The following is a 22374-nucleotide window of genomic DNA, read 5'->3' as shown; positions in this document are numbered from 1 at the left end:
TGCGTCTGTTTTTTATGACTTGAGTTCACTGTAATAAAGCCGTAATGGATAATATATAGGTAATTTTTTTGATTTATTTGTTGTTTTAAATCAGCATCTTGTGTTTTTTCTTTTTGTTTTTTTATTTTTTCAGTAAAAAAGGTTGGGTTTTAGCGAGCGTAATAGCAGCATAAGCTCATACTATTTTGTTAAAAAAGTGTATTTAAAAATATGGCTAATCTGTTTTTACTGTTTTTCAGTATTACACTTGCAGCTTGATTATTTTTATTGTTATCTAATAGCGTTGCTTAATTAAATTACTTATGTGTTTACTAGGAATGCTGACCTAGTAACGTGTGCTTTGCACTGTAGCTTGATATACAAGGCTACATGGGCAAGCCGCACTTATCATAAGCCTACTGTTGATATTGAGAGATCCAAAAACGAGTGTGATGTAACACTTTAAATTAATTAATAGCGTGTGAGACGAGACTCAGTCGTACTTGGCGTTATGAGAAAATACTGGATCTAACAATGAAATTAAAACTATCTGCTTTAACGCTTGCGTTATTACCGTGCCTTTCACAGGCTGCGATCAATATGAATTCTAATACTGAGCGTATGAGCGCAGCTGACGATTCGGTCATCGTTGTATTCAAAGAAAGTGCAAGTAAAGCGCAAAGGTTAGCCGCACGTCAGTTAGTGAATGCAAAAATTACTGATGTTAATAATGACGAGGTGGATGACAGCTATAAAAATGTACTAAAAGGTCGTTTAGCTCAGTTCAAACTTGATAAAACCAACCCTAAAGCAGCTATAAAGGCGCTTGCCTCCCATACTGCGGTTCAATATGTCGAACCTAATTATCAGCTATCTATTCAAGCGATGCCTGATGACCCTAAATTCTCAGAGCTTTGGGGCCTTCATAACACAGGCCAAACAGGTGGCACGGCTGACGCAGATATTGATGCGGTAGAAGCGTGGGATATTTCTATTGGTAGCCGAGATGTTATTGTTGGCGTTATTGATACTGGTGTTGACCATACTCACCCTGATCTTGCGGCAAATATGTGGGTTAACCCAAATGAGATTGCAGGAGATGGCATTGACAATGACAATAATGGTTTTATTGATGACGTGCATGGTATAAATGCCATTACCGACGCAGGGGATCCGATGGATGACCAAGGCCATGGGTCTCACGTCGCAGGCACTATTGGTGCAGTTGGTAATGATGGTGTGGGCGTCGTTGGTGTAAACCAGCAAGTATCTATTGTGGGCTGTAAGTTCTTAGATTCAGGTGGTAGTGGCTCATCAGCGAATGCAATCAAATGTATCGATTATTTAGTTGGATTAAAAAATGCGGGTGTTGACGTAAGGGTCTCTAATAATAGTTGGGGTGGTGGCGGTTTTAGCCAAGCATTATCTGATGCACTTACTGCCTCTGAAGAAGCGGGGATCTTGTTTGTTGCAGCGGCAGGTAATAGCGCAGTTGATAATGACTCTAATCCACACTATCCATCGAGCTATGAGCATGAGTCAGTATTGTCAGTAGCAAGCACTACGCATACAGATGCAATGTCTAGCTTTTCACAGTGGGGTTTAACCAGTGTTGATTTAGGTGCGCCTGGTTCAGCGATTGTATCGACTATTCCTGGGGGGGGCTATGACAGTTTCTCAGGTACATCAATGGCTACACCGCATGTTGCGGGTGCCGCAGCACTGGCTTTATCTGTAAACCCAGACCTAACAACAGCCGAACTTAAAGCATTGCTTATGAATTCTGGTGATGATAACGCGGCGCTTGCGGGTAAAACAGTATCAGGTAAGCGCCTAAATGTCGCAACTGCATTAGAGCAAGCAGATCCGACGCCAGGCTTCAGGTTATCTGCAACACCGGCATCTCAAGAGATTGTTGCAGGTGATACCGCAACATACACTTTTGAAGTATCGGCTATTGCGGGTTGGACTGGAGATATTAGTTTAGCGGTAACCAGTGATTTAGAGGGGGCGGTGTTATCCTCGAGCACTGTTCAGCCAGGTGGTTCATTTACACTAAGCGTGCCAACGCTAGCAGATACGCCATGGGGCAGTTATTCATTTACAATTGATGCGACCAGCGGCGATTTAGCGAAGCAAAGTCAAGTATCACTTTATGTTAATCCACAAGGGTTAACTGAATTTGAATATAGCAACACTGAAAAAGTAGATATCCCAGATAATGATCCAGCAGGTGCATCATCTGTGATCAATATACCGGACGAGATCACTGTTTTTGGTTCAGAGACGTTGATTGACATTACGCATACTTATATTGGTGACCTTGTTGTTACATTAACCTCACCATCAGGTACGACGGCGACACTACATAACAAAGCCGGTGGTGGAGCTGATGATATTAATCAATCATTTGCATCAAATGCCTTTAACGGTGAAGTTGCACAAGGCGATTGGACGTTAAAAGTTGTTGATACATATGCTGAAGATATAGGGACAATCAATCAGTGGGCTGTCACATTAACAGGCATTGGTGAAGTTGCGCCAGCTGCGCCAGAAGCAAACTTTTCTTATACGTCTGATTTGTTGCAGGTAAACTTTACAGATGGCAGTCGTGATGCCAATAATGATATTGCATCTTGGGCATGGGACTTTGGCGATGGCAATACATCCTCAGAGCAAAGCCCAATGCATGCATATGCCACTGCTGGTACTTATCAAGTTATGTTAACGGTTACTGATGCTGAAGGTTTGACGGACTCAAAAGTCATGGAAGTTTCGGTTGCTGAGACTGCTGTGGAGTTGAAGTTAAAACGCGCTAACAAAACACGGCTTGGCTTCGCTCGAATAGAGCTGGCGTATCAAGGTGCAACAAGTGATACCGTTGATGTTTATCGCGATGGTGAAAAAGTATCAACTTCAGCCAACACTGGTTTATATAGAGACTTTATTCGCCGTGCAACACAAGACCAATATGTTTATAAGGTTTGTGTATCTGCTGATATTTGCTCTCAAGAAGTAACAGTTAACTTTCGTTAATTAAAACTTTGAAATAAAAACAGCGCCTTTGTGGCGCTGTTTTTATTACAACTAAGCAGTGTTGATAAATATTCTTACATGCTTATTAGAAGCCGATATTGTGCTTTAGTGTGACTTCACAAGACGTGGTATTACTTGCAAATGCAGATTGGATAAATAAATGATCGCCTGCTTTTAAGTTTAGTAACATTTCTTTTGTGTTGTTATAGCGTCTTTTAGCTACCTGATAATCCCAGTCACTTGAGCTATCTCTATTTACATCATAATTAATATGACAACCACCTGTCGCACCATCATTTGTTGTCCAGTTGAATGTTACGCTGTAGTTAGAAACAGTATAACTAAACTTTGCAGTTTGGTGTTGGGCGTAATTGTCACCGATAACCACATCAGTCCAACGTGCTTGGGGTACACCTGGTCTAGGCTTTTCTGTAATATTAACACCTAAACTTGAAGCATTAGACATTGAAGAAAAGGCGAGTGTTGATAGGATGAGCGCGATACTTGTTTTTTCATATTTAATTTTCCTTATTTAATAAAATAAAACGCAGCGCTAATCTATCTTGTCGAGATAATTAGGTTAATGCATTGTTTTTATATTTAATGAAGGGTTGGTTTTTTGGTTTTTTGGTGTGTAGGTTGTGTCTTTGATCAAGCGCCTTAAATAAGAATGCAAAATGACATTGGCCTATGTCATCTTAATCGCGTTCGATAGACTAATATGCAGCTTAATAAACTCCAAGCGCGGTGTTTCTCGCATTATTTCTCTGCTCAGGTATAATCCTCCTCTCAGGACATTGAGGTAGTTATGCTCTCTAAAAATCAATCGAAACTCTTACGTGCGCTAGCACAAAAAAAATATAGAAAACAACATCAGCAGTATTTAGTTCAGGGTGAGAAAAACATCTTGGAGCTTCTTGATGCTGGGTTGAAAGTAGTACACCTTTTTGCGACTGCGGAGTTTTTATCTGCACATTCAGTAAAGTTAGCAGGCGTGGCATGTACTGAAACTGATAGTGACAGTTTATCAAAAGTCAGCACTTTGGTGAGTAATAACGCAGCGATTGCAATTGTCCCTTTTCCTGAAAGTGCAGAAGTCGATACATCAGGGATCGTATTAGCTCTCGATGGCGTGTCTGATCCTGGTAACCTTGGCACGATTATTCGGTTGGCTGATTGGTATGGACTAAATCAGATCATTGTCAGCGAAGATTGTGCTGATCACCTAAACCCCAAAGTTATCAGTGCTACGATGGGCTCTTTTGTCCGTGTTGATGTTGTACGTTGCGACCTTCCAGAGTTTTTAGCGTCTTACTCAGGTGGTATTTATGGCGCATATTTAAATGGCGAAAATGTACATGACACGGCTTTTTCTGCGCGTGGTGTACTCGTTATGGGAAGTGAATCGCACGGAATACGTGAGCCTGTAGGTAAGTACATTGATAGCCCTATTACCATTCCTTCATTCGGTGTTGCAGAGTCTCTCAATGTGGCTATGGCGACAGGTATTATTTTAGATAATATAAAGCGTCAAGGTTAATTATATTCCGTGTTTTCAAGAGCCTTCATTTCTACGAGTATAAGTTAGCATATGCGGTTAAGCAGTATTAAACTCGCTGGCTTTAAGTCCTTTGTTGAGCCAACTAAAATCCCTTTTATTGATCAAATGACATGTGTTGTTGGCCCTAATGGGTGTGGCAAATCGAATGTCATTGATGCGGTACGGTGGGTGCTCGGTGAAAGCTCTGCGAAAAACTTACGCGGTGACGCGATGACCGATGTTATTTTTAATGGGTCAACAAACCGTAAACCGATATCACAAGCATCTGTAGAGTTGATGTTTGATAATGCCCAAGGGCGTTTGCCTGGAACATTAGCCGATCGTAACACCGTATCAATTAAAAGATTAGTGACGCGTGATGGTCAATCCTTGTACTTCCTTAATGGCAGTAAATGCCGTAAGCGAGATATTACTGATATTTTTCTAGGTACAGGCTTGGGTCCGCGCAGTTATGCAATCATTGAGCAAGGCATGATCTCTCGGCTGATAGAGAGTAAGCCGCAAGAGCTGCGTGTGTTTCTTGAAGAAGCTGCGGGCGTATCAAAATATAAAGAGCGTCGACGTGAAACGCAGACGAGGATAAAAAGCACGCGAGAAAACTTAGAACGGCTGCTTGATGTACGTAAAGAATTGCAGCTGCAGCTTGACCGCTTAGCTGTGCAGGCAAAAGACGCACAAGCCTATCGTACTTTAAAGCAGCAGGAGCGCACTTATAAAGGTCAATTAGCAGTTTTAAAGTGGCAGGGGTTTTATCAAAAGCAGCAGCAAAAGTTGCAGCATATAACAAAAGTACAATCTGAGATTGAATTTTTAAATACTGCACATAGCGGCCATCATGATGTACTTGCTGCATTAGAGGGGCAAGTCACAAATTTAAATGATGCAATAGCAGAGCAGCAGCTGAGTATTCATCAAATTCATACTGACTTGACGAAAGCAGAGCAGCAGAAAATACATTTAGTTGACAAGCATAGAGACCTGCAGCAGCAAGCGGTTGAATATAAAAAAGAAACCGATGAAGCGCAAATAAACCTGTCATCATTGACGGTTGCAGCTAAAAAGTCGAATGAATTAGTAAAAGACTGTTCTGAGAGTAAACTGGTTACTCAATTACAATTAGAAGAATACCAATACATTTATGAAGAGCTAAGCTCAGGCAATCAAGCTGATGAAGCCGCGTTGCAAACAGCCACAGAGTTGCTTGAGCAGTACCAATCGGAATATGTAAAAATAGAGCAACACTACATAAATGCACAACAAGCACATGAGCATAACCGAGAGAAACAACAAGAGTTAGCCAAACAAATCAAGGTTTTGGCTGCTGATGATCCTAGGGAAAAGAGTAAACAAGAACAACAAGCGCTTGTTGATAATACACATAAAATTGCTCAATTACAGGCTACTGGGCAAGATATCGCTTCGCATTTACATAGCCTCACCCAGCAACATAAAACGGCAAAAAAAGCACTTGTAGAACAACAACACGTTCATACTAACTTAAGCGCTAACCTTGATGCTCTGGCACAAGTTTTAGCGCTAACAAGTGATGAGGAAAATGACCGTTTATTGAGCTCTCTGCGAGTAAAAGCCGGATTTGAAATGCTGGTGGAGCGTGCTCTTTTGGGTTTGGACACTTTAAAAGTGTCGCAATGTGCAGCAGATAATGCAGTTTGGCCGATTGAGCACAAAGCAAAAATAGGCTCAGTGGCGGAGTTAATTGACAGTGAGATTTATCCTTCGTTACTTAATAAAGTGCAATTGATAAAAAGCAACGAGCAGTTTAACGTGCATGAACAGTGGGTTTTTGGCATTGATTTATCTGGATGTTTATATGGTGAGAATTGGCGTGCAACAGTAAAAAATAACGGTAAAGATAGTGTTCTAAGTCAACACGCAAGGTTTCGAACGCTTCAACAGAGTTTACCCAGTGTCGAGGAGAAACTAGGCGTGTTAGAGCAGGGGGTTATCACGCTCTCAACCCAATTAGCCGATTGTGAGGCATCTGAAGCGCACAATAAAGAGCAAGTACACCATTTTTCTAAACAGGTTGCGGTATTACACTCACGTCATGAGATATTAAAGCAGCAGAGTAGTCAATGGCTTGAAAGTTATGAGTCAATGCAGAGTAAGCTGCAAACGTTAAATGAGCATTTGACCAATAGTCAACGAGCATTAAATAACGCTGAGCAAGCGCATATAGCTTCTCAGACTATTTTGTCGCAGCATCAATCTCATTGTATACAGCTTAAAGGCCAGTTTGAACAAAAAAAGAGTGAACAAAAACAAGCGATTGCCAATAAAGAAGCGGGATTACAAAAGCTACATGCAGCGACACTCGCCGAGCAGCAAGCTAAAAGTGCTTGGCAATTAGCGCAGTCGAAAGTAGATCATAGCCAAAAAAGTTATACCCTGGCTTTTGAGCAATCAAAAAAGGTGCATGAGGCTCTGCTGCTATTAACCGCTCCGATGAGTGACATTGAGAAAAGTATCACCCAGTTGTTGTTACATCAGACGGAGCAGCAAAAGGTGTTTGAGGGTTTGCAACAGCAATTACAGCAAGCTAAAGTGCAACTGCAAGAAAAGCAACTTTCTTTAAAAGGAGCTAACAGTGAAGTTGCGCGGTTGCGTGAGTTACTACAAAAACATCAATTAGATGAGCAAGGTTTAGCAATTAAAGCTCAGGCTGCATTAGAACCGCTAGAAAGTTTAGAACAAAAGGTTGCTGAGGTTTTGGCTGCGTTACCTGAAAATAGCAATGTCAATACGCTTCAGTTACAGTTAAATACGGTACTTGAGTCATTACAAGCGTTGGGTGCAGTGAACTTGGCGGCAATTACAGAGTTTGAAGAAGCAAGCGAAAGGAAAGGTTACCTAGATGGTCAACTTGAAGATTTAACTTCTGCATTAAAAACATTAGAGAATGCGATCAGAAAAATTGATAAAGAGACTAAAATTCGCTTTAAGGCAACCTTCGATCAAATTAATGATGATTTAAAAGAGTTATTTCCTAAGGTTTTTGGAGGGGGTAGTGCATACTTAGAGTTGACGAGCGATGACTTGCTAGAAAGTGGTGTGAGTATCATGGCAAGACCGCCAGGAAAGAAAAACTCAACAATTCATCTGTTAAGTGGTGGAGAAAAAGCGCTGACCGCATTATCATTGGTGTTTTCTATCTTTAGACTGAATCCAGCACCATTTTGTATGCTTGATGAGGTTGATGCACCGTTAGATGACGCAAACGTTGGACGTTTTTGTCGTTTAGTTGAGGAAATGTCTCAAACGGTACAATTTATTTATATTAGCCATAACAAAATTGCAATGGAAATGGCTGGTAAACTGACGGGGGTAACTATGGCGGAACCTGGTGTTTCGAGAATGGTTGCCGTTGACATAGAGCAAGCAGTGCAAATGGCACAAGCATGAGAATAAAAAAAGGTGAGCAATGGCCACAGAATTGAGATGGGCGTTAATCGTGATCAGCGCATTAGTAATTGGTGGATTACTGGTCCATGGTTTATGGTCGGTTCGTAAAAAGGACCAACCGGATGAGAAACAGCGAGAGCAAGAGGCGGAGCCTCAAACTGAGCAGCCTTCATCAATACAAAGTAACGATGAACCAGAAATTGGGGAGATGAACTTTGCTGCGGTAGATGATGAGCCTATTACGAACAACGGCAGCGACATTACTTCAGTAGATGTGCAGCAAGGTGCTGAATCTGAAGTGGAGCCAGACACAAGTGCACCAGCGCAGCCTGTACAAGAACCATCTGATTTCATTATATTACATATTGCTATGCCAGAAGGGTTAACAATGGCAGGTTCAAGGCTGTTACCTGCTGTATTAAGCTTAGGCTTTAAATACTCAGATGAAGGTTTTTTTAACCGCCATGTTGAGCCGTCTGGAAACGGGCCGGTGTTATTTCGTTTAGTCAATATGTTCAATCCAGGGACATTTGACATTGATAATATGGAACAGTTTGGTACCGCAGGGGTGAGTCTTTTTATGACTCTTCCCTGTGAAGGCGATAGCCTCGCGGCATTTAACATGTTACATGGCGCAGCTAAAAAGTTGGCTGATGAGTTCGGAGCGACCGTGTTAGACAGCAGCCGAGAGCCTTTGTCAGTTAATGCTGTACGAGCATATGTAGAGAAAGTACGTGAGTATGCAGTTTAAGTAAAAGGTTGGGCGTCAGAGCCATTTTTTTAAGCCACGAGTTGTAGCATACACTCGTGGTTTTTGTTTTTTAGAGGTTGAGATGTCAGAGTCTATCAATAATCAAATTCAGTCGTTAAAGCAACAATTAGAAGAGCACAATTACCAATACTACGTGATGGATAATCCGTCGATCCCAGATGCGGAGTACGACCGTCTTATGCGAGAGCTTATGGCGTTGGAGCTTGCTAATCCAGAGTATTTAACGGTTGATTCACCTTCGCAAAAGGTCGGGGGTGAAGCGCTCGGTAAATTTGAACAAGTTAAACATCAAGTACCTATGTTGTCACTGGACAATGCATTTGATGAGGTTGAATTCACCGCATTTAATCGCCGTATTAAAGAACGTTTATTGGAAAACAAAGAGCTAGATTTTTGCTGTGAACCTAAATTAGATGGGTTAGCGGTTTCTATTTTGTACCGTGATGGAGTACTTGTTCAAGCTGCTACGCGTGGCGATGGGCAAGTGGGTGAAAATATTACTGAGAATGTGAAGACAATCCGTAATGTTCCACTTCGCCTGAGAGGTAAAAATATACCACAAGAAGTGGAAGTGCGCGGCGAAGTGTTTATAGATAATGCGGGGTTTGCGCGTTTAAATGAAACTGCAGCAGCAAAAGATGAAAAAACCTTTGCCAACCCACGTAATGCAGCCGCGGGAAGCCTTAGGCAGTTGGATTCTAAGATCACTGCTAAGCGTCCGCTCATGATGTATGCATACTCTATGGGTGTTGTAACTGGCGCGGATCTGCCAGACACACACTTTGGACAACTGGAACAATTGAAAGAGTGGGGCTTACCAATGTGCCCTGAAACGAAGCTGGTAACGGGTGCTCAGGCTGCGCTTGCGTATTATCAAGATATTATGCAGCGACGTTCTGAGTTAGCCTATGAAATTGATGGCGTGGTGATCAAGGTAAATAATAAAGCCTATCAGCAGCAGTTGGGTTTTGTTGCGCGAGCGCCAAGATGGGCGATTGCTTTTAAATTTCCGGCTCAAGAAGAGATCACGCAGCTTCTAGATGTTGAGTTTCAGGTTGGGCGTACAGGTGCAATAACCCCGGTCGCACGCCTTAACCCCGTGTTTGTTGGAGGGGTGACGGTTTCTAATGCGACCTTACATAATCGAGATGAAATAGAGCGGTTGGGGGTTAAAGTTGGAGACACGGTGATTGTACGTCGTGCCGGGGATGTGATCCCACAAGTGACGCAAGTGGTGTTAGAGCGTCGCCCTGATACGGTGCGCGATATTACATTTCCTGATACTTGCCCTGTATGTGACTCGCACGTAGAGCGGGTTGAAGGGGAGGCGACAACCCGCTGCACAGGCGGTTTGGTGTGCCAGGCGCAGCGTAAGCAAGCAATCAAGCATTTTTCATCACGTAAAGCGCTTGATATTGATGGGTTGGGAGACAAAATAGTTGAACAATTGGTTGATAGGGAGCTTATACATACACCCGCAGATCTGTTTATTTTGAAACAAGGTCATTTTGAATCGCTTGAGCGTATGGGGCCCAAATCAGCGAAAAACTTGGTTGCCGCATTAGAAGATGCAAAAACAACGTCGTTAGCGAAGTTTTTATATGCATTAGGCATCCGAGAAGTGGGGGAAGCAACGGCACAAAATTTGGCGAATCACTATTTGACGCTTGAAAAAGTGTCAACCGCCTCCATTGATAGTCTACAAGAGGTTAGCGATGTGGGAGTGATTGTAGCTCAGCATTTACATGCTTTTTTCCAAGAACCACATAATCAAACAGTGGTGAGTGCACTCCTTGAAGTCGGCGTGAATTGGCCTGAACTCGCGGACAAATCAACACAAAGCCAGCCGCTGGATGGACTAACTTACGTATTAACAGGTACACTCACACAGCTAAATCGAAATGACGCGAAAGCGCGTTTACAGGCGCTGGGAGCCAAAGTATCGGGCAGTGTATCTAAAAATACTCATGCTCTGGTCGCGGGAGAGAAAGCTGGTTCTAAATTGACCAAAGCGCAGGACTTAGGCATTGATATATTAGATGAAAATGCACTGATTAAATTGTTAGCAGAGCATGAATAATCATTAAACATACTGTCGGCAAAGTAAGTCTGCTTTGCCGGTAAGTGGAGTAGAGTAATGAAGCAGTATGGCCCTGAGTATTGGGATAAGTATGGTGTATATCGCACCCCAATTGGCTTTAACCTCACGTTGCTCGTACTGCTTCGTGCGTATTTACTGTGGATTTTTTCTGCGATTGCAAGGCGACCTGATTTAGACTTTATGTCGTTATTTTTTCAATCTAAGCAGCATTTTTTTGTTGCTTTGGGTATTGGTGCGGTTGCACTTGTGCCCACCGTTGTTTTTTCATTACGTAGACCTTCTAGTTCACAGCATTTAGCAAAGTACTGGCGTTACATGCGATGGCCATTGCTCTTGGCTGCGCTGGCAGATCTTAGTTGGCTTATTTTACAAGCATCACAAAGTTACTATCAGTTTTCGTTATATCTGGCTGTGCAAATGGTGATGTTGTTATGGGTGATTTTATACTTAGTGCGAAGTCGCTATCTTAAACATTTCTTTAATGATTGGCCTGAACCAGAAAAGAGCACTAAGAAAACAAAAGGCTGATGTAAAAAATTTGCGATGTGAGAGGTGTTATTTATTGATACAGCAAGAGCTAAGAAAAATAGTGATCATAGTAATTGCGTATTAAATGGTCTTTTAGCCGAATTGAGCCAAATGTATCGTGATGAACGTAGTATGGTTATTAGGTTTTCAATATAACAAGTAAAGGTAAATAAAATGCTTACATGGCGCGATATACTGAAATTTACAACCGAAGGAAATCTGACACCCAATAAGCGAGTAGAAAAAACACTTGCGCAGTGGCAAGCACAGCTCGATGAGGATGTGTATTATATTACCCGTAACAAAGGGACCGAACGACCTTTCAGTAGTGGTAGCTGCACATTGTTTGAACCTGGGAAATATGCCTGTGCATGTTGTGATAACTTATTATTTGATGCGCATGAAAAGTTTGATAGTGGCTCGGGTTGGCCCTCATTTACCCAGCCGGCAGAAGATAATGCAATTGCTTACATAGGCGATAATTCGCATGCGATGCAACGTGTCGAAATCGTATGCAATGTATGTGACGCCCATTTAGGACATGTATTCCCTGATGGGCCAAAACCAAGTGGTTTACGTTATTGTGTTAACGCACTATCTATGGTGAAAGTACAAAGCTAGTCGATAGATAATCCCATTTCGGTGAGTTGTGCTAGCAGCTTATCAAGGCGGGTTTTTTGTTCAGGTTCGAGAGTGGTACTTTCATTGAGGGCAGAAACACATTTTTTAGCCAGCGTTGAGTTAAACGTTTGACCATTTTTGCCGGTGTTATCGAGCAAGCATTGTAACAAGTTGAGTGCGATGCTTGCATTTTTAGGCATGATCCTAAATGCCTGAGAGAACGCTTCTAGTGCCATATCTAAATGACCCCGATTGAACTGATTTACCGCGTGATTATTTAATTCTTTTGGACCCATGGTGATATCACGTCGCTCACTTTGCTGCTGCTGAATATAATGCATCGTAATTGGGTCACTCACATTGTCATGGCGCTCGCAATGGGCAACTATCTGCGTAAACAACTCTTGTGCTTTGTGGTGAAAACCAAGTTCATGGTAGGCCTTTGCTTTGTCCAATGATGCATCCACAGAGCGTATTGAAGGCTCATCCTCTAATTGTTCAATGAGCTTTCGTGCGTTTCTGCTTTCATCTTTTAAATAATGTATGCGCGCATTAAGCACATCGATTTGAGCTTGATTATCGGCATTTGGAAACTGCTTTTTTAATTCCCCTAAATATTGCTGTGTTTGGCGAGTAATACGGTTTACTTGCTCAGTTTGATCGGTACTTAATGCAAAGTCGATACCCGCTCTTACCGCATTTAGATAAACTTCAGGGCTATCATGAATGGAATGTTTAGCATATTGGGCAATGTCTTTTTGTGCGTGGTAGCTGCGTTCGTAGTCATGGTTAATGAGTGCAATGCGGCTAAGAGACTTTTGTCGGTCAATATTTCGGGGTGCGATCTTAGATGCTTCACTTAAGAAGTCTTGAGCAGTTTCAAATTGGCTTAGTTTTATTTCGAGTCTGCCTAATAGATCTAGCGCAATTAGGCGCGTCTCAGAGCGCTCTAACATGGTTTTAAGCATGCGCTGTGCAAGGGCGTCTTCATTGTTAGCAATTAATGCTTCAATAAGGCCTATTTTTGCCCAAGTGAACTTTTGCAAATTGAGCGCCGACTTATAGAACTTTTTAGCATCTTTGACACGGTTGAGGCGTAATAAGGCTTCGCCTTTTAGCTTAAGTAACATTGGGCTGTAAGCGTGACCTCGTTTATCTAATTCAACATCAATTAACTTAACGGCTTTAGAGTCGTTACCATCATCAATAAAAGTATATATTTTTTTTAATGAACGCTTACGCTTTAATACGCGCTCAATTCGGCCTCTTAACTCTTTAATAGTAAAAGGTTTAACTAAAAAATCGTCGGGCTGTAGCTCAATAACGCTATGGACGAGCTCTCCGCTGGTTTCAGCAGAAACAAAAATAAAAGAGGTGGCGTTTCGGACAAGGCGTTTACTTTTTAGTTCTTCATAAAGCTGATAACCATCTTGTCGCTTAGTAAGATCAAAAGAGCAGATCACTAAATCAAATTTCTCAATACGACAATGCTCAATCGCAGCTTGTGCATGTTCAGCAAATTTTAAATTCCTAAAGTCTAATTGCTCTAAAGAACGCTTCATATGGCTTAGCGCCAAAGGTTGTTCTTCGACAATTAAAATTTTGGTGTTGATAAAGGGCTGAACACTCATGCAAATGAATAACTTATAATAAAATGTGCTGTGAGTAGTTTAGTCGCTTAACAAGCATTTTGAAATAGATTGAGTTTAAGATGAGATGTTTATTGCAAAATTAAGAATACAAATGAAGTAGAGGAGTGTTTTAAACCATATGTGGTGGGTGATACTGGACTTGAACCAGTGACCCTCGCCTTGTAAGGGCGATGCTCTCCCAACTGAGCTAATCACCCACATATAGTTTTTTGATTATTTGGTGGGTGATACTGGACTTGAACCAGTGACCCTCGCCTTGTAAGGGCGATGCTCTCCCAACTGAGCTAATCACCCAAATAATCAATTCTGCTTATCACCATTATGAAAATGGTGGGTCGTACTGGACTTGAACCAGTGACCCTCGCCTTGTAAGGGCGATGCTCTCCCAACTGAGCTAACGACCCGCAAAAATATCTAAAATGGTGGGTCGTACTGGACTTGAACCAGTGACCCTCGCCTTGTAAGGGCGATGCTCTCCCAACTGAGCTAACGACCCATTTTAGATTGACAATATAATCTGGTGTCCACGATTAAAGTGGTGGGTGATACTGGACTTGAACCAGTGACCCTCGCCTTGTAAGGGCGATGCTCTCCCAACTGAGCTAATCACCCAGATTATGTGTTTTATTTGGTGGGTCGTACTGGACTTGAACCAGTGACCCTCGCCTTGTAAGGGCGATGCTCTCCCAACTGAGCTAACGACCCAAATAAAACATTTAGATAATGGTGGGTCGTACTGGACTTGAACCAGTGACCCTCGCCTTGTAAGGGCGATGCTCTCCCAACTGAGCTAACGACCCATATCTAAATCAACAACGTTTGCCGCGTCGTTGTGGGGCGCTATTATAGGGAGACTTCAAATAGTGTCAATACTTGAAGTTACAATTTTAGTTTATATGCGGTTTTTATCGCCAATTCATCAAAGCTCTTCATTTATTACCTATAGTGAAATTATTTTGTTATTTAATGAGTATGGGAAGTAACTTAGTAACAGGGGAAGCTGAAAGGGTGAATGGTGAGGCACGATTTAAGCAAAGTAACTTGTTGGTATAGGGTGACTCCTGATCTTTCCTTCTCATTATAATTCGCTGTTATTCAGGGTATTCGGTTTGGTGCTATATCAAGCGACCAGTGTAATATTGTAGGAACTTAATATAGCTATCTAGCTTCAATAACGAGGGGAGGGCTCTATAACAAAAGATATCATCACCTCAAGTATATTATTTAACTATGCATTTAATGTGTAAACACCAGGGCGAGGTAATAGTCACTGTTCTTTAGAGTATATGTAAAGTGAAAGCAGGTCAGGAGAGTGTCAGAATTATTGAGTCTATAACATCGTCAGTGAGGTTGTTTAATGAAAAAGAGTCTGCGGCTTGGCTGGTATTGTGGGTTTGCCGTACTTGGGCCTATAGATGAGCACTGTGAGTTCAGTGTAAGAAGGTTACAGCAAAGAAATAGAGTATCGTCTGCAATGAAAGGCGCGTATTAATAATTATAGACAAATCAAGCTGATACTTTTTTGAGCAAAAACAAGGGTTTTAATTGAAGTTCGACTATGATGTGGTTATATTAGCAACAACCTGATGGTTTTTAGAACGCTTGATAAAAAGTTAACTGAAAACTGTTGACTTTGTTTGTGTGCCTGCATAGAATGCGGCCCGCACTCAGCGATACAGGCTAGCAAGTTATTTGGCTAAGTTTGTTACTGGTTTGGGGCTATAGCTCAGCTGGGAGAGCGCTTCGCTGGCAGCGAAGAGGTCTGCGGTTCGATCCCGCATAGCTCCACCAAATCATTCAGTGCATTGTCCTAGAGTACACATTATATGTGTCCCCATCGTCTAGAGGCCTAGGACACCGCCCTTTCACGGCGGTAACAGGGGTTCGAATCCCCTTGGGGACGCCATTTCATTTCGATGAAATGATGTTATCTAAAAATCCTCGAGTGATTTCTAGATTATACTAGCTCATATGGTGCGAGTTAAAATAGCCAGTCCTAGTGACACAGATTTTATTCTGCTACTAAGAATAAGGCCATTCGCCTCACAGGCTCGGTCTCATCTAACGCAGAAATAGCAAATAGTAATTTGCAAATCAATTTCTGCGTCCCCATCGTCTAGAGGCCTAGGACACCGCCCTTTCACGGCGGTAACAGGGGTTCGAATCCCCTTGGGGACGCCATTTCTTTTATCCAATCTTTCATTCAATATTTCATACCTTTAAATCAAAAAATACTTTTCGGTAATTTCTTCTATTTCTGCTAGCTTTAATCATGCGTCTGCTTTTTGTTTGTTTAAATTATAAGCGAAGTGTTATGGTTTTTGATCGATAGCAAGCTTATGCCGTATTTTGTCATATGCAAACAAAAGTAATGATTTACTATTGTTTTTTAATCGTTTGAGTGAAGACTATGGCTACAGGAAGATCCGACTATACCAACCGAGAGTATGATTACCCCAATACTTACAATCTTTTATCGACTACCAATACAAATGGCCAGATAAAGTACGCGAATAAGCAATTCTGCGAAGTTGCAGGGTTTGATCTAGAAGACTTACAAGGTAAGCCCCACAATATTGTACGTCACCCAACTATGCCAAAAGCAGCCTTTAAAAATTTATGGGATTTTATTGGTTCAGGTAAGCCATGGATGGGGTTAGTAAAAAATCGCTGTAAAAATGGCGATCATTATTGGGTTAATGCGTATGTTACACCTATAGCCGATAAAACAGGAAAAACGGTAGAGTACCAATCCGTTAGAACGAAACCAGATCGTGATGTCGTTGCCAGAACCGAAAAAATATACGAACAATTGAATAATGGCACATCACCAGAGTCGATTGCTAAAAAGTCGTGGTCATTGTCGAGTCAAATGATAGCCATCATTATCGGTTTTTACATTCTGACGATGTTTTTAACTTCATTGGCATCGCCGTGGTCTTATATTTTAGAAACCGTATTGGTCATTGGTGTCGTTGCGCTAACATACTCTCGATTAGCGCCGGTAAGAGTGCTCAGTGAAAAAGCCAAAAAAGTTTACGACAATCCAATGATGCAAAAAATTTTCCTTGGTCGAGTCAATGATATAAGCGCGATTGAATTAGCGCTTTTGGCACGTGAATCGGAACTCAGAGCTGTACTTGGCCGCGTAAAAGACTCAAGTAGTACAGTAACAGAGCATGCAGATGAAACAGTGGCTGAGTGCAACCGCAGTGCAGACTTATTAAATAGTCAGCAAGCGCAAACGGGTTCGTTAGCAACGGCCATAAATGAAATGACGGCAACCATCGCAGAAATTGCTAACAATACCACTAATGCAGCGTCTCAATCTGAGTCTGCACTAGAGTCGGTAAAGGCAGGTAGTGTTGCAGTCAATGAGAATATGGAAAACAACTACGAGCTGTCAGAAGAATTGTCTAAAACACAAAAAGATATTGAAGATCTCAATGCTCAAACGGTGAATATCGGTGGGGTTGTTGATGTGATCCGTGGTATATCAGAGCAAACGAATTTACTTGCGCTAAATGCGGCAATCGAAGCGGCTAGGGCTGGGGAGCAAGGCCGAGGGTTTGCGGTAGTGGCTGATGAGGTAAGAGCACTTGCGCAACGTACACAAGAGTCAACAAAAGAAATTGACAGTATTATAGCCGATCTGCGTCAGCGTGCAGAGCGCGCGGTGGGTGCTATTCAAAATGGTGTAGACAAGTCTGGTGAATGTGTCAGTAAAGCAGAAGGTACTAAAGAGAGCTTAGATAGCATTAATACTCTGGTGAATGAGATATCTAGCCTTAACTATCAAATTGCGTCATCCACCGAAGAAATGTCAGGTGTATCAAACGAGCTTAATAATAACGCGGTGACGATTTCTCAGTTGGCGAATGATTCGCTAGAAAGCTCAGATAGAACTTTGAAAACGATGTCTAACACACAGACTTCATTGGTCGATCAAGAAAGCCTTGTGGACCAGTTTATGGTGAAGTTTGTTAAATAAAAAATAGGCTAGGGAAGCAAAGCATTATTGTGCTCAGGTGACCTATTTTATGACATTCGAAGGTTATGAAAAAACTCCAGTGATTTAGTAGATTAAAGAGTTACCATTTTGATGACGCTTCAATCTACAATTCTACAAAGAGTAGAGCTTATCTGTAGTAGCTTACCCCCTTACTGCTGAAGTGTTTGGGGGTATCAACCTCGATTATGCTCAGTGGTGTAGTCAATCTCGGGGCCAGAAGGTACCACTTGCGTTGGGTTGATCATAGTGTGACTAAAGTAATAGTGGCGTTTTATATGGTGAAAATCGACGGTCTGAGCAATCCCTGGTTGCTGATATAATTCTCGAATATAATTAGCAATATGATGGTATTGTTCTAGCTGACGTTGGTTACACTTAAAGTGACCAAAATAAACGACATCAAATCTGATCAACGTAGTAAATAAGCGCCAATCAGCCTCAGTAATACGATTACCTGTTAAATAGCGCTGTGTTGATAGTCGCGCTTCGATTTTATCAAGGGCTGAAAATAATGCGTTATAAGCGTTTTCATAGGCGCTTTGAGTCGTTGCAAAGCCTGTTTTGTATACCCCATTATTAATGTTGTGATAAACAAAGTCGTTCATTTCATCAATTTCTTGCTGTTTTGCTTTAGGGTAGAGATCCAGTGTATTACCTGTAATATGATTAAACTCAGTATTAAACATCCGGATAATTTCAGACGACTCATTGCTGACGATGCAGTTCTGTTGCTTATCCCATAAAACGGGTACTGTAACTCGGCCACTGTATGTTACTGAATGTTTTGTATAAACCTGATGCATATACGCAACATTAAACAAATCATCTCCACTACTTTGGCTCGAGGTATCAAAAGTCCACCCGTTCTCTAACATATCTGGGCTAACAACGGATATGCTAATATGCTCTGTTAACCCTTTTAATGCTCTGAAAATAAGAGTTCTATGTGCCCACGGACACGCCAGTGAAACGTATAAGTGATAGCGGCCTGATTCTGCTTTAAATCCACTTTTACCAGAAGGACCTGCTTCGCCCTGCGCTGTGATCCAGTTACGAAGCTGAGCGTCTTCTCGTTTAAACTTTCCTTTGTTGGCCTCAGTGTCATACCATTGGTTATGCCATGTACCATCGATTAATAAACCCATAATTTTATCCTCTTCTATTTTTGAAACAATTTATTAAGGCAACTCAAAGATCAATGCGGTCATATCAGCATGACTTTCATTTTTGAATACCAGCTTTTCTTCATCAATAACTTGGGCACCATCTCCGGCAGATAAAACCGTATTGTTGAGTTGTGCAGTTCCAGTTACCAGATGTATATATACTTTATTGCTTGTACTGTGCTCAAACTCAAAGGTCTCACCTGATCTCACTATGAGTTGATGTAGCTTTGCATCTTGGGTAATTTGTAGCGTGGCATTACCTCCGTTTGGGGTTGCAATGGTAGTTAAACCAGCGGCCTTACCAAAATTCTTTTGCTGATAATTTGGCTTATTACCAATTTTATTGGGCTTTATCCAAATTTGAAGAAAACGCAAAGGGTGCTGTTTGGATGCGTTATATTCACTATGATATATCCCTGTCCCCGCCGACATTAGCTGAAACTCTCCCGCCGGCAAGGTTTGAATATTGCCCGTGCTGTCTTTGTGTTCAATACTGCCTTCAAGTACGTAGCTGATAATTTCCATATCTCGGTGGCCATGAGTATCAAAGCCTGCGCCCGGAGCCACTATATCGTCATTGATCACTCGAAGTGATGAGAAACCTAAGTGTTTTGGATCGTAGTAGTGACCAAATGAAAAGCTGTGTTTGCTGTTGAGCCAGCCAAAGTTAGCTTGGCCTCTATCTTGTGACTTTCTTAATATGAGCATTTTCTTCTCCTAAGCACGGGTAAAATAAAGTGTGGTTAAGCTAACTTTTTTGCCAAATAGTTATCTACAGCAAGCTTACCGCTCCCCGCGACAACAAGAGACACACTCGCGGCAAAGAGTGCCAATGCAAACTCATATCCGTTATTTGACATAAATAAGCCATTGCTGAAGTGGACAGAGAAAATAGCCACTACCATTGTGAGTGCGAGGACCGCAGCAGCAGGCCTCGTTAATAGCCCTAATAAAATGAATAACCCTCCGAAGAACTCACCACTGCCTGCCAATAGCGCCATTAAAAACCCAGGAGTGAGGCCAATTGACTCCATCCATCCAGCAGTGCCTTCTAAACCATACCCGCCAAACCATGCAAAAAGTTTTTGCGCACCATGGGCCATAAAAATAATACCAATGGGTAGACGTAATGATAATGCTGCGTAGCTAGCATGAGAGGTGGTCACTGTTTTAAGTAATGTTTTCATCTTTAATTCTCACTATATTTCAATTTGTATTATCGCTATTGAAGCGCCTGACTTACTTGTTGAAATCTAGTATAGGTGTGATAGTTTCTATAAAAAATCGAAACATTTTGAATGCTTAGTTCAAATTATTTGAATATAGGTTTCTGGAGGAAGTTATGCATCAAGCTATCACCATTGAAGCGCTAAAGGCGCTTGATGCGATTGATAAAAAAGGCAGTTTTGCCGCTGCCGCTCAGTCTCTTTACAAAGTGCCATCGGCCTTAACTTACACAATTAAAAAATTAGAAGACGATATTGGTACTGCATTATTTGACCGTTCTAAACAACGAGCATTGTTAACGCCTGCAGGGAAATTGGTTTTGGCACACGGTCGCGAAATATTGTATGCGACGAATAAAATGGTTGATGCGGTTGCTTTACTTGAGTCTGGGTGGGAGAGAGAGTTGCGTATTGCCCGTGACACGATTGTACCTCAGGACATCTTATTTGAATTATTGGCTGAGTTTTCTCGGTTACCACAAAGTGTTGATATCACTTTAAGTGAAGAAGCGCTAGGAGGAGGATGGGATGCACTGCATAGCAAACGGGCTGACATTGTCATCGGTGCATCAGGTGAGCTGCCAAAAGGGATGTTTAATACTCACAAAATTTATGACGTGAGCTTTATATTCGCTGTGGCTCCCGATCACCCATTGGCTAGTATCGACGAAGTGATAGATGTAGAGCATTTAAGGTTATACCCGTCAATAGTGGTTGCCGATACATCGCAAATATTACCCACTAGGGAGACAGGCTTTTTCAACAGTAAGCAGGTTATTCGGGTAAATAATATGAACGCCAAGTTAGTGGCGCAACGACAAGGTATAGGTGTGGGATTTTTACCGCAACATCTGGCTGCACCGTATTTACATGATGGCTCTTTGGTACAAAAAGAATGCGCTATTCCTAGACCCAATCAAGATCTATTTATTGCATGGAACAAGGGGCAGCAGGGTAAAGCATTAAGTTGGTTTGTTGATAAACTGTGCCATGTTACCTGGCAGCTTGAGCCATCTAAAGTGGGTCAATGATTAGTGATGCTGTGGGACTTTTTTATGTGTGCTTTTATCTTTGAATTAAAATTTAGTAATGGGTAATGTCCCCCGTAATTAATTATTTAATTTGGGCTGTCGTTAAATACAGGAAAGTAAATTTCAAAGCTGATCCCTTCTAGTTCGACTGTTTGAAATGAAATTTGGCCTCTGAGAATATGAGTAACATTTGAATAAACGAGGTAAAGGCCTAACCCTGCATTACCATTGTGTCGCGTAGTTGTAAAAAATGGTTCAAATAAATGAGGCATATTTTTTTCGTGAACCCCTTTGCCACTATCACTGAATGTTAGTTTGATTTGGTCACCTATTTTTTCCAATTGGATAGATATCTTTCCAGTGGAGGGGGAATTAAAGCCATGCTGTATAGAGTTTTGATAGAGTTCATTTAAAACATTTACCAGAGCGTGAGCATCGCACTGAGCATGCAGATCTTTTGAGCAGTTAATTGATATTGTTACACCTTCAAGTTCACAGTGCATTGAAAGAAAAGTATTTATAAGCTCATTTAAATTAATAGTTCTTGATGATTGTATATGCTCACTGACCGATACTTGCTTGAACCTCTTGACCAGTTGCGCTGCGCGAGAAATATTGCTGTCCAGCAATTGTACACTTGATAAAGATGTTTCTACAAAATCCTTTGTGTCAGAGCGGGTTAGCTGATTTTCTAAAAACTTATTTTGAAATGACTGTAATTTTTCAATTAATAATGAAACGGCAGTGACAGAGATACCCAACGGGGTATTGAGTTCGTGAGAGATACCGACAACGAGCTTTCCTATCGACGCCATTTTTTGTGATTCGATAAGGGTTGATTGCATTGTTTGTAGTTCATCGATCGTGGTCGCGAGCGCATCTCTTGATTCCTTCAGACTCGTGGTACGTTCTTCGACTTTTTGTTCTAAGTTGTTATTTAATTCAGACAGTGCTAGCTCAGACGCTTTGAGTACGGATATGTCTTTTACTGTCCCTGAGATCCGTTGGGCTAAACCATTTTCAGATCGTAATGTCACTTTTCCTCTATCAAGCACCCATAACCAATGCCCAGCTTGGGTTAATACTCTATAACTGACCTCATAGAACTCACAGTTTCCTTTAAGGTGGTTATCAAACGCCTCTTCAAGTTGCTTAAAGTCATCTGGGTGTATTGATAGTTTGATCTTCTCAAGTGTTGAGCCAATTTGACCACAGGGTAACTCAGCCGTAGTGGTTTTATTTTCTCGAACCATATTGCCATCGACT

16 protein-coding genes and 10 tRNA genes are annotated in these 22374 nt (G+C 41.6%); 13 read left to right on the top strand and 13 right to left on the bottom strand.

What is annotated here, in order from left to right; translation table 11 throughout:
• Positions 1-513: 513 nt before the first annotated feature.
• Positions 514-3015 (top strand): S8 family serine peptidase, encoded by a 2502-nt coding sequence (locus PCIT_RS01375; RefSeq protein ID WP_010361726.1) that lies wholly within the window; start codon positions 514-516, stop codon positions 3013-3015.
• Between the two features lie 85 nt (positions 3016-3100).
• On the opposite strand, the gene PCIT_RS01370 is transcribed toward PCIT_RS01375, so the two are convergent.
• Positions 3101-3481: a hypothetical protein gene (locus PCIT_RS01370; RefSeq protein WP_010361727.1), complete on the bottom strand. Its 381-nt coding sequence runs from the start codon at positions 3479-3481 to the stop codon at positions 3101-3103.
• 342 nt (positions 3482-3823) lie between these two features.
• On the opposite strand from PCIT_RS01370, the gene PCIT_RS01365 reads away from it, so the two are divergent.
• The 6 genes from PCIT_RS01365 to msrB all read left to right on the top strand — a co-directional run bounded on the left by PCIT_RS01365 (position 3824) and on the right by msrB (position 12021).
• Positions 3824-4555, top strand: coding sequence for a TrmH family RNA methyltransferase (locus PCIT_RS01365; protein WP_010361728.1), 732 nt, complete (start codon positions 3824-3826; stop codon positions 4553-4555).
• A 51-nt stretch (positions 4556-4606) separates the two neighbouring features.
• Positions 4607-7999, top strand: a complete 3393-nt coding sequence (locus tag PCIT_RS01360; protein ID WP_021032352.1) for a chromosome segregation SMC family protein — start codon at positions 4607-4609, stop codon at positions 7997-7999.
• 19 nt (positions 8000-8018) lie between these two features.
• The gene (gene zipA / locus PCIT_RS01355; protein WP_010361732.1) at positions 8019-8750 is read left to right on the top strand and encodes a cell division protein ZipA; all 732 of its coding nucleotides are present in this window, start codon (positions 8019-8021) and stop codon (positions 8748-8750) included.
• A gap of 82 nt (positions 8751-8832) precedes the next feature.
• The gene (gene ligA, locus PCIT_RS01350) at positions 8833-10851 is read left to right on the top strand and encodes an NAD-dependent DNA ligase LigA (protein ID WP_010361733.1); all 2019 of its coding nucleotides are present in this window, start codon (positions 8833-8835) and stop codon (positions 10849-10851) included.
• A gap of 57 nt (positions 10852-10908) precedes the next feature.
• Complete coding sequence (locus PCIT_RS01345; RefSeq protein WP_010361734.1) at positions 10909-11400, top strand: DUF2919 domain-containing protein; 492 nt, start codon at positions 10909-10911, stop codon at positions 11398-11400.
• A 174-nt stretch (positions 11401-11574) separates the two neighbouring features.
• The gene (gene msrB, locus PCIT_RS01340) at positions 11575-12021 is read left to right on the top strand and encodes a peptide-methionine (R)-S-oxide reductase MsrB (RefSeq protein WP_010361735.1); all 447 of its coding nucleotides are present in this window, start codon (positions 11575-11577) and stop codon (positions 12019-12021) included.
• Here msrB and PCIT_RS01335 read toward each other — a convergent pair.
• The 8 genes from PCIT_RS01335 to PCIT_RS01300 all read right to left on the bottom strand — a co-directional run bounded on the left by PCIT_RS01335 (position 12018) and on the right by PCIT_RS01300 (position 14473).
• Positions 12018-13652, bottom strand: coding sequence for a tetratricopeptide repeat-containing response regulator (locus PCIT_RS01335; protein ID WP_010361736.1), 1635 nt, complete (start codon positions 13650-13652; stop codon positions 12018-12020). The genes msrB and PCIT_RS01335 overlap by 4 nt on opposite strands.
• 142 nt (positions 13653-13794) lie before the next feature.
• Positions 13795-13870: transfer RNA gene (locus PCIT_RS01330), tRNA-Val, on the bottom strand.
• A gap of 21 nt (positions 13871-13891) precedes the next feature.
• Positions 13892-13967: transfer RNA gene (locus PCIT_RS01325), tRNA-Val, on the bottom strand.
• A gap of 34 nt (positions 13968-14001) precedes the next feature.
• Positions 14002-14077: transfer RNA gene (locus PCIT_RS01320), tRNA-Val, on the bottom strand.
• 16 nt (positions 14078-14093) lie between these two features.
• Positions 14094-14169: transfer RNA gene (locus PCIT_RS01315), tRNA-Val, on the bottom strand.
• 40 nt (positions 14170-14209) lie between these two features.
• A tRNA-Val gene (locus tag PCIT_RS01310) sits at positions 14210-14285 on the bottom strand.
• Positions 14286-14302: 17 nt separating this feature from the next.
• Positions 14303-14378 (bottom strand) — tRNA-Val (locus tag PCIT_RS01305).
• A gap of 19 nt (positions 14379-14397) precedes the next feature.
• Positions 14398-14473, bottom strand: a tRNA-Val gene (locus PCIT_RS01300).
• A 557-nt stretch (positions 14474-15030) separates the two neighbouring features.
• Between PCIT_RS01300 and PCIT_RS23205 the strand changes: the two genes are divergently transcribed.
• The 5 genes from PCIT_RS23205 to PCIT_RS01280 all read left to right on the top strand — a co-directional run bounded on the left by PCIT_RS23205 (position 15031) and on the right by PCIT_RS01280 (position 17664).
• On the top strand, positions 15031-15165 hold the full coding sequence (locus tag PCIT_RS23205; protein WP_273541985.1) for a hypothetical protein: 135 nt from the start codon (positions 15031-15033) through the stop codon (positions 15163-15165).
• A gap of 223 nt (positions 15166-15388) precedes the next feature.
• Positions 15389-15464, top strand: a tRNA-Ala gene (locus PCIT_RS01295).
• Positions 15465-15503: 39 nt separating this feature from the next.
• Positions 15504-15579, top strand: a tRNA-Glu gene (locus PCIT_RS01290).
• A gap of 199 nt (positions 15580-15778) precedes the next feature.
• Positions 15779-15854, top strand: a tRNA-Glu gene (locus tag PCIT_RS01285).
• A gap of 229 nt (positions 15855-16083) precedes the next feature.
• The gene (locus PCIT_RS01280) at positions 16084-17664 is read left to right on the top strand and encodes a methyl-accepting chemotaxis protein (RefSeq protein ID WP_010367960.1); all 1581 of its coding nucleotides are present in this window, start codon (positions 16084-16086) and stop codon (positions 17662-17664) included.
• Between the two features lie 194 nt (positions 17665-17858).
• Here the strand turns inward: PCIT_RS01280 and PCIT_RS01275 are convergent, their stop codons facing one another.
• The 3 genes from PCIT_RS01275 to PCIT_RS01265 are packed head-to-tail and all read right to left on the bottom strand — an operon-like array spanning position 17859 to position 20038.
• Positions 17859-18830: a glutathione S-transferase family protein gene (locus PCIT_RS01275; RefSeq protein WP_010367959.1), complete on the bottom strand. Its 972-nt coding sequence runs from the start codon at positions 18828-18830 to the stop codon at positions 17859-17861.
• A gap of 33 nt (positions 18831-18863) precedes the next feature.
• Positions 18864-19559, bottom strand: coding sequence for a pirin family protein (locus PCIT_RS01270; protein WP_010367957.1), 696 nt, complete (start codon positions 19557-19559; stop codon positions 18864-18866).
• Between the two features lie 35 nt (positions 19560-19594).
• Positions 19595-20038: a DoxX family protein gene (locus PCIT_RS01265; protein WP_010367955.1), complete on the bottom strand. Its 444-nt coding sequence runs from the start codon at positions 20036-20038 to the stop codon at positions 19595-19597.
• Between the two features lie 155 nt (positions 20039-20193).
• Between PCIT_RS01265 and PCIT_RS01260 the strand changes: the two genes are divergently transcribed.
• On the top strand, positions 20194-21108 hold the full coding sequence (locus PCIT_RS01260) for a LysR family transcriptional regulator (RefSeq protein ID WP_010367953.1): 915 nt from the start codon (positions 20194-20196) through the stop codon (positions 21106-21108).
• An 86-nt stretch (positions 21109-21194) separates the two neighbouring features.
• On the opposite strand, the gene PCIT_RS01255 is transcribed toward PCIT_RS01260, so the two are convergent.
• Positions 21195-22361 carry an ATP-binding protein gene (locus PCIT_RS01255; protein WP_010367951.1) on the bottom strand — a complete coding sequence of 389 codons (1167 nt, stop codon included), beginning with the start codon at positions 22359-22361 and terminating at the stop codon, positions 21195-21197.
• Positions 22362-22374 lie beyond the last annotated feature (13 nt).

Source organism: Pseudoalteromonas citrea, from assembly GCF_000238375.3.
Lineage (GTDB): Bacteria > Pseudomonadota > Gammaproteobacteria > Enterobacterales > Alteromonadaceae > Pseudoalteromonas > Pseudoalteromonas citrea.
This window is presented reverse-complemented; position numbering and strand designations above follow the sequence as displayed.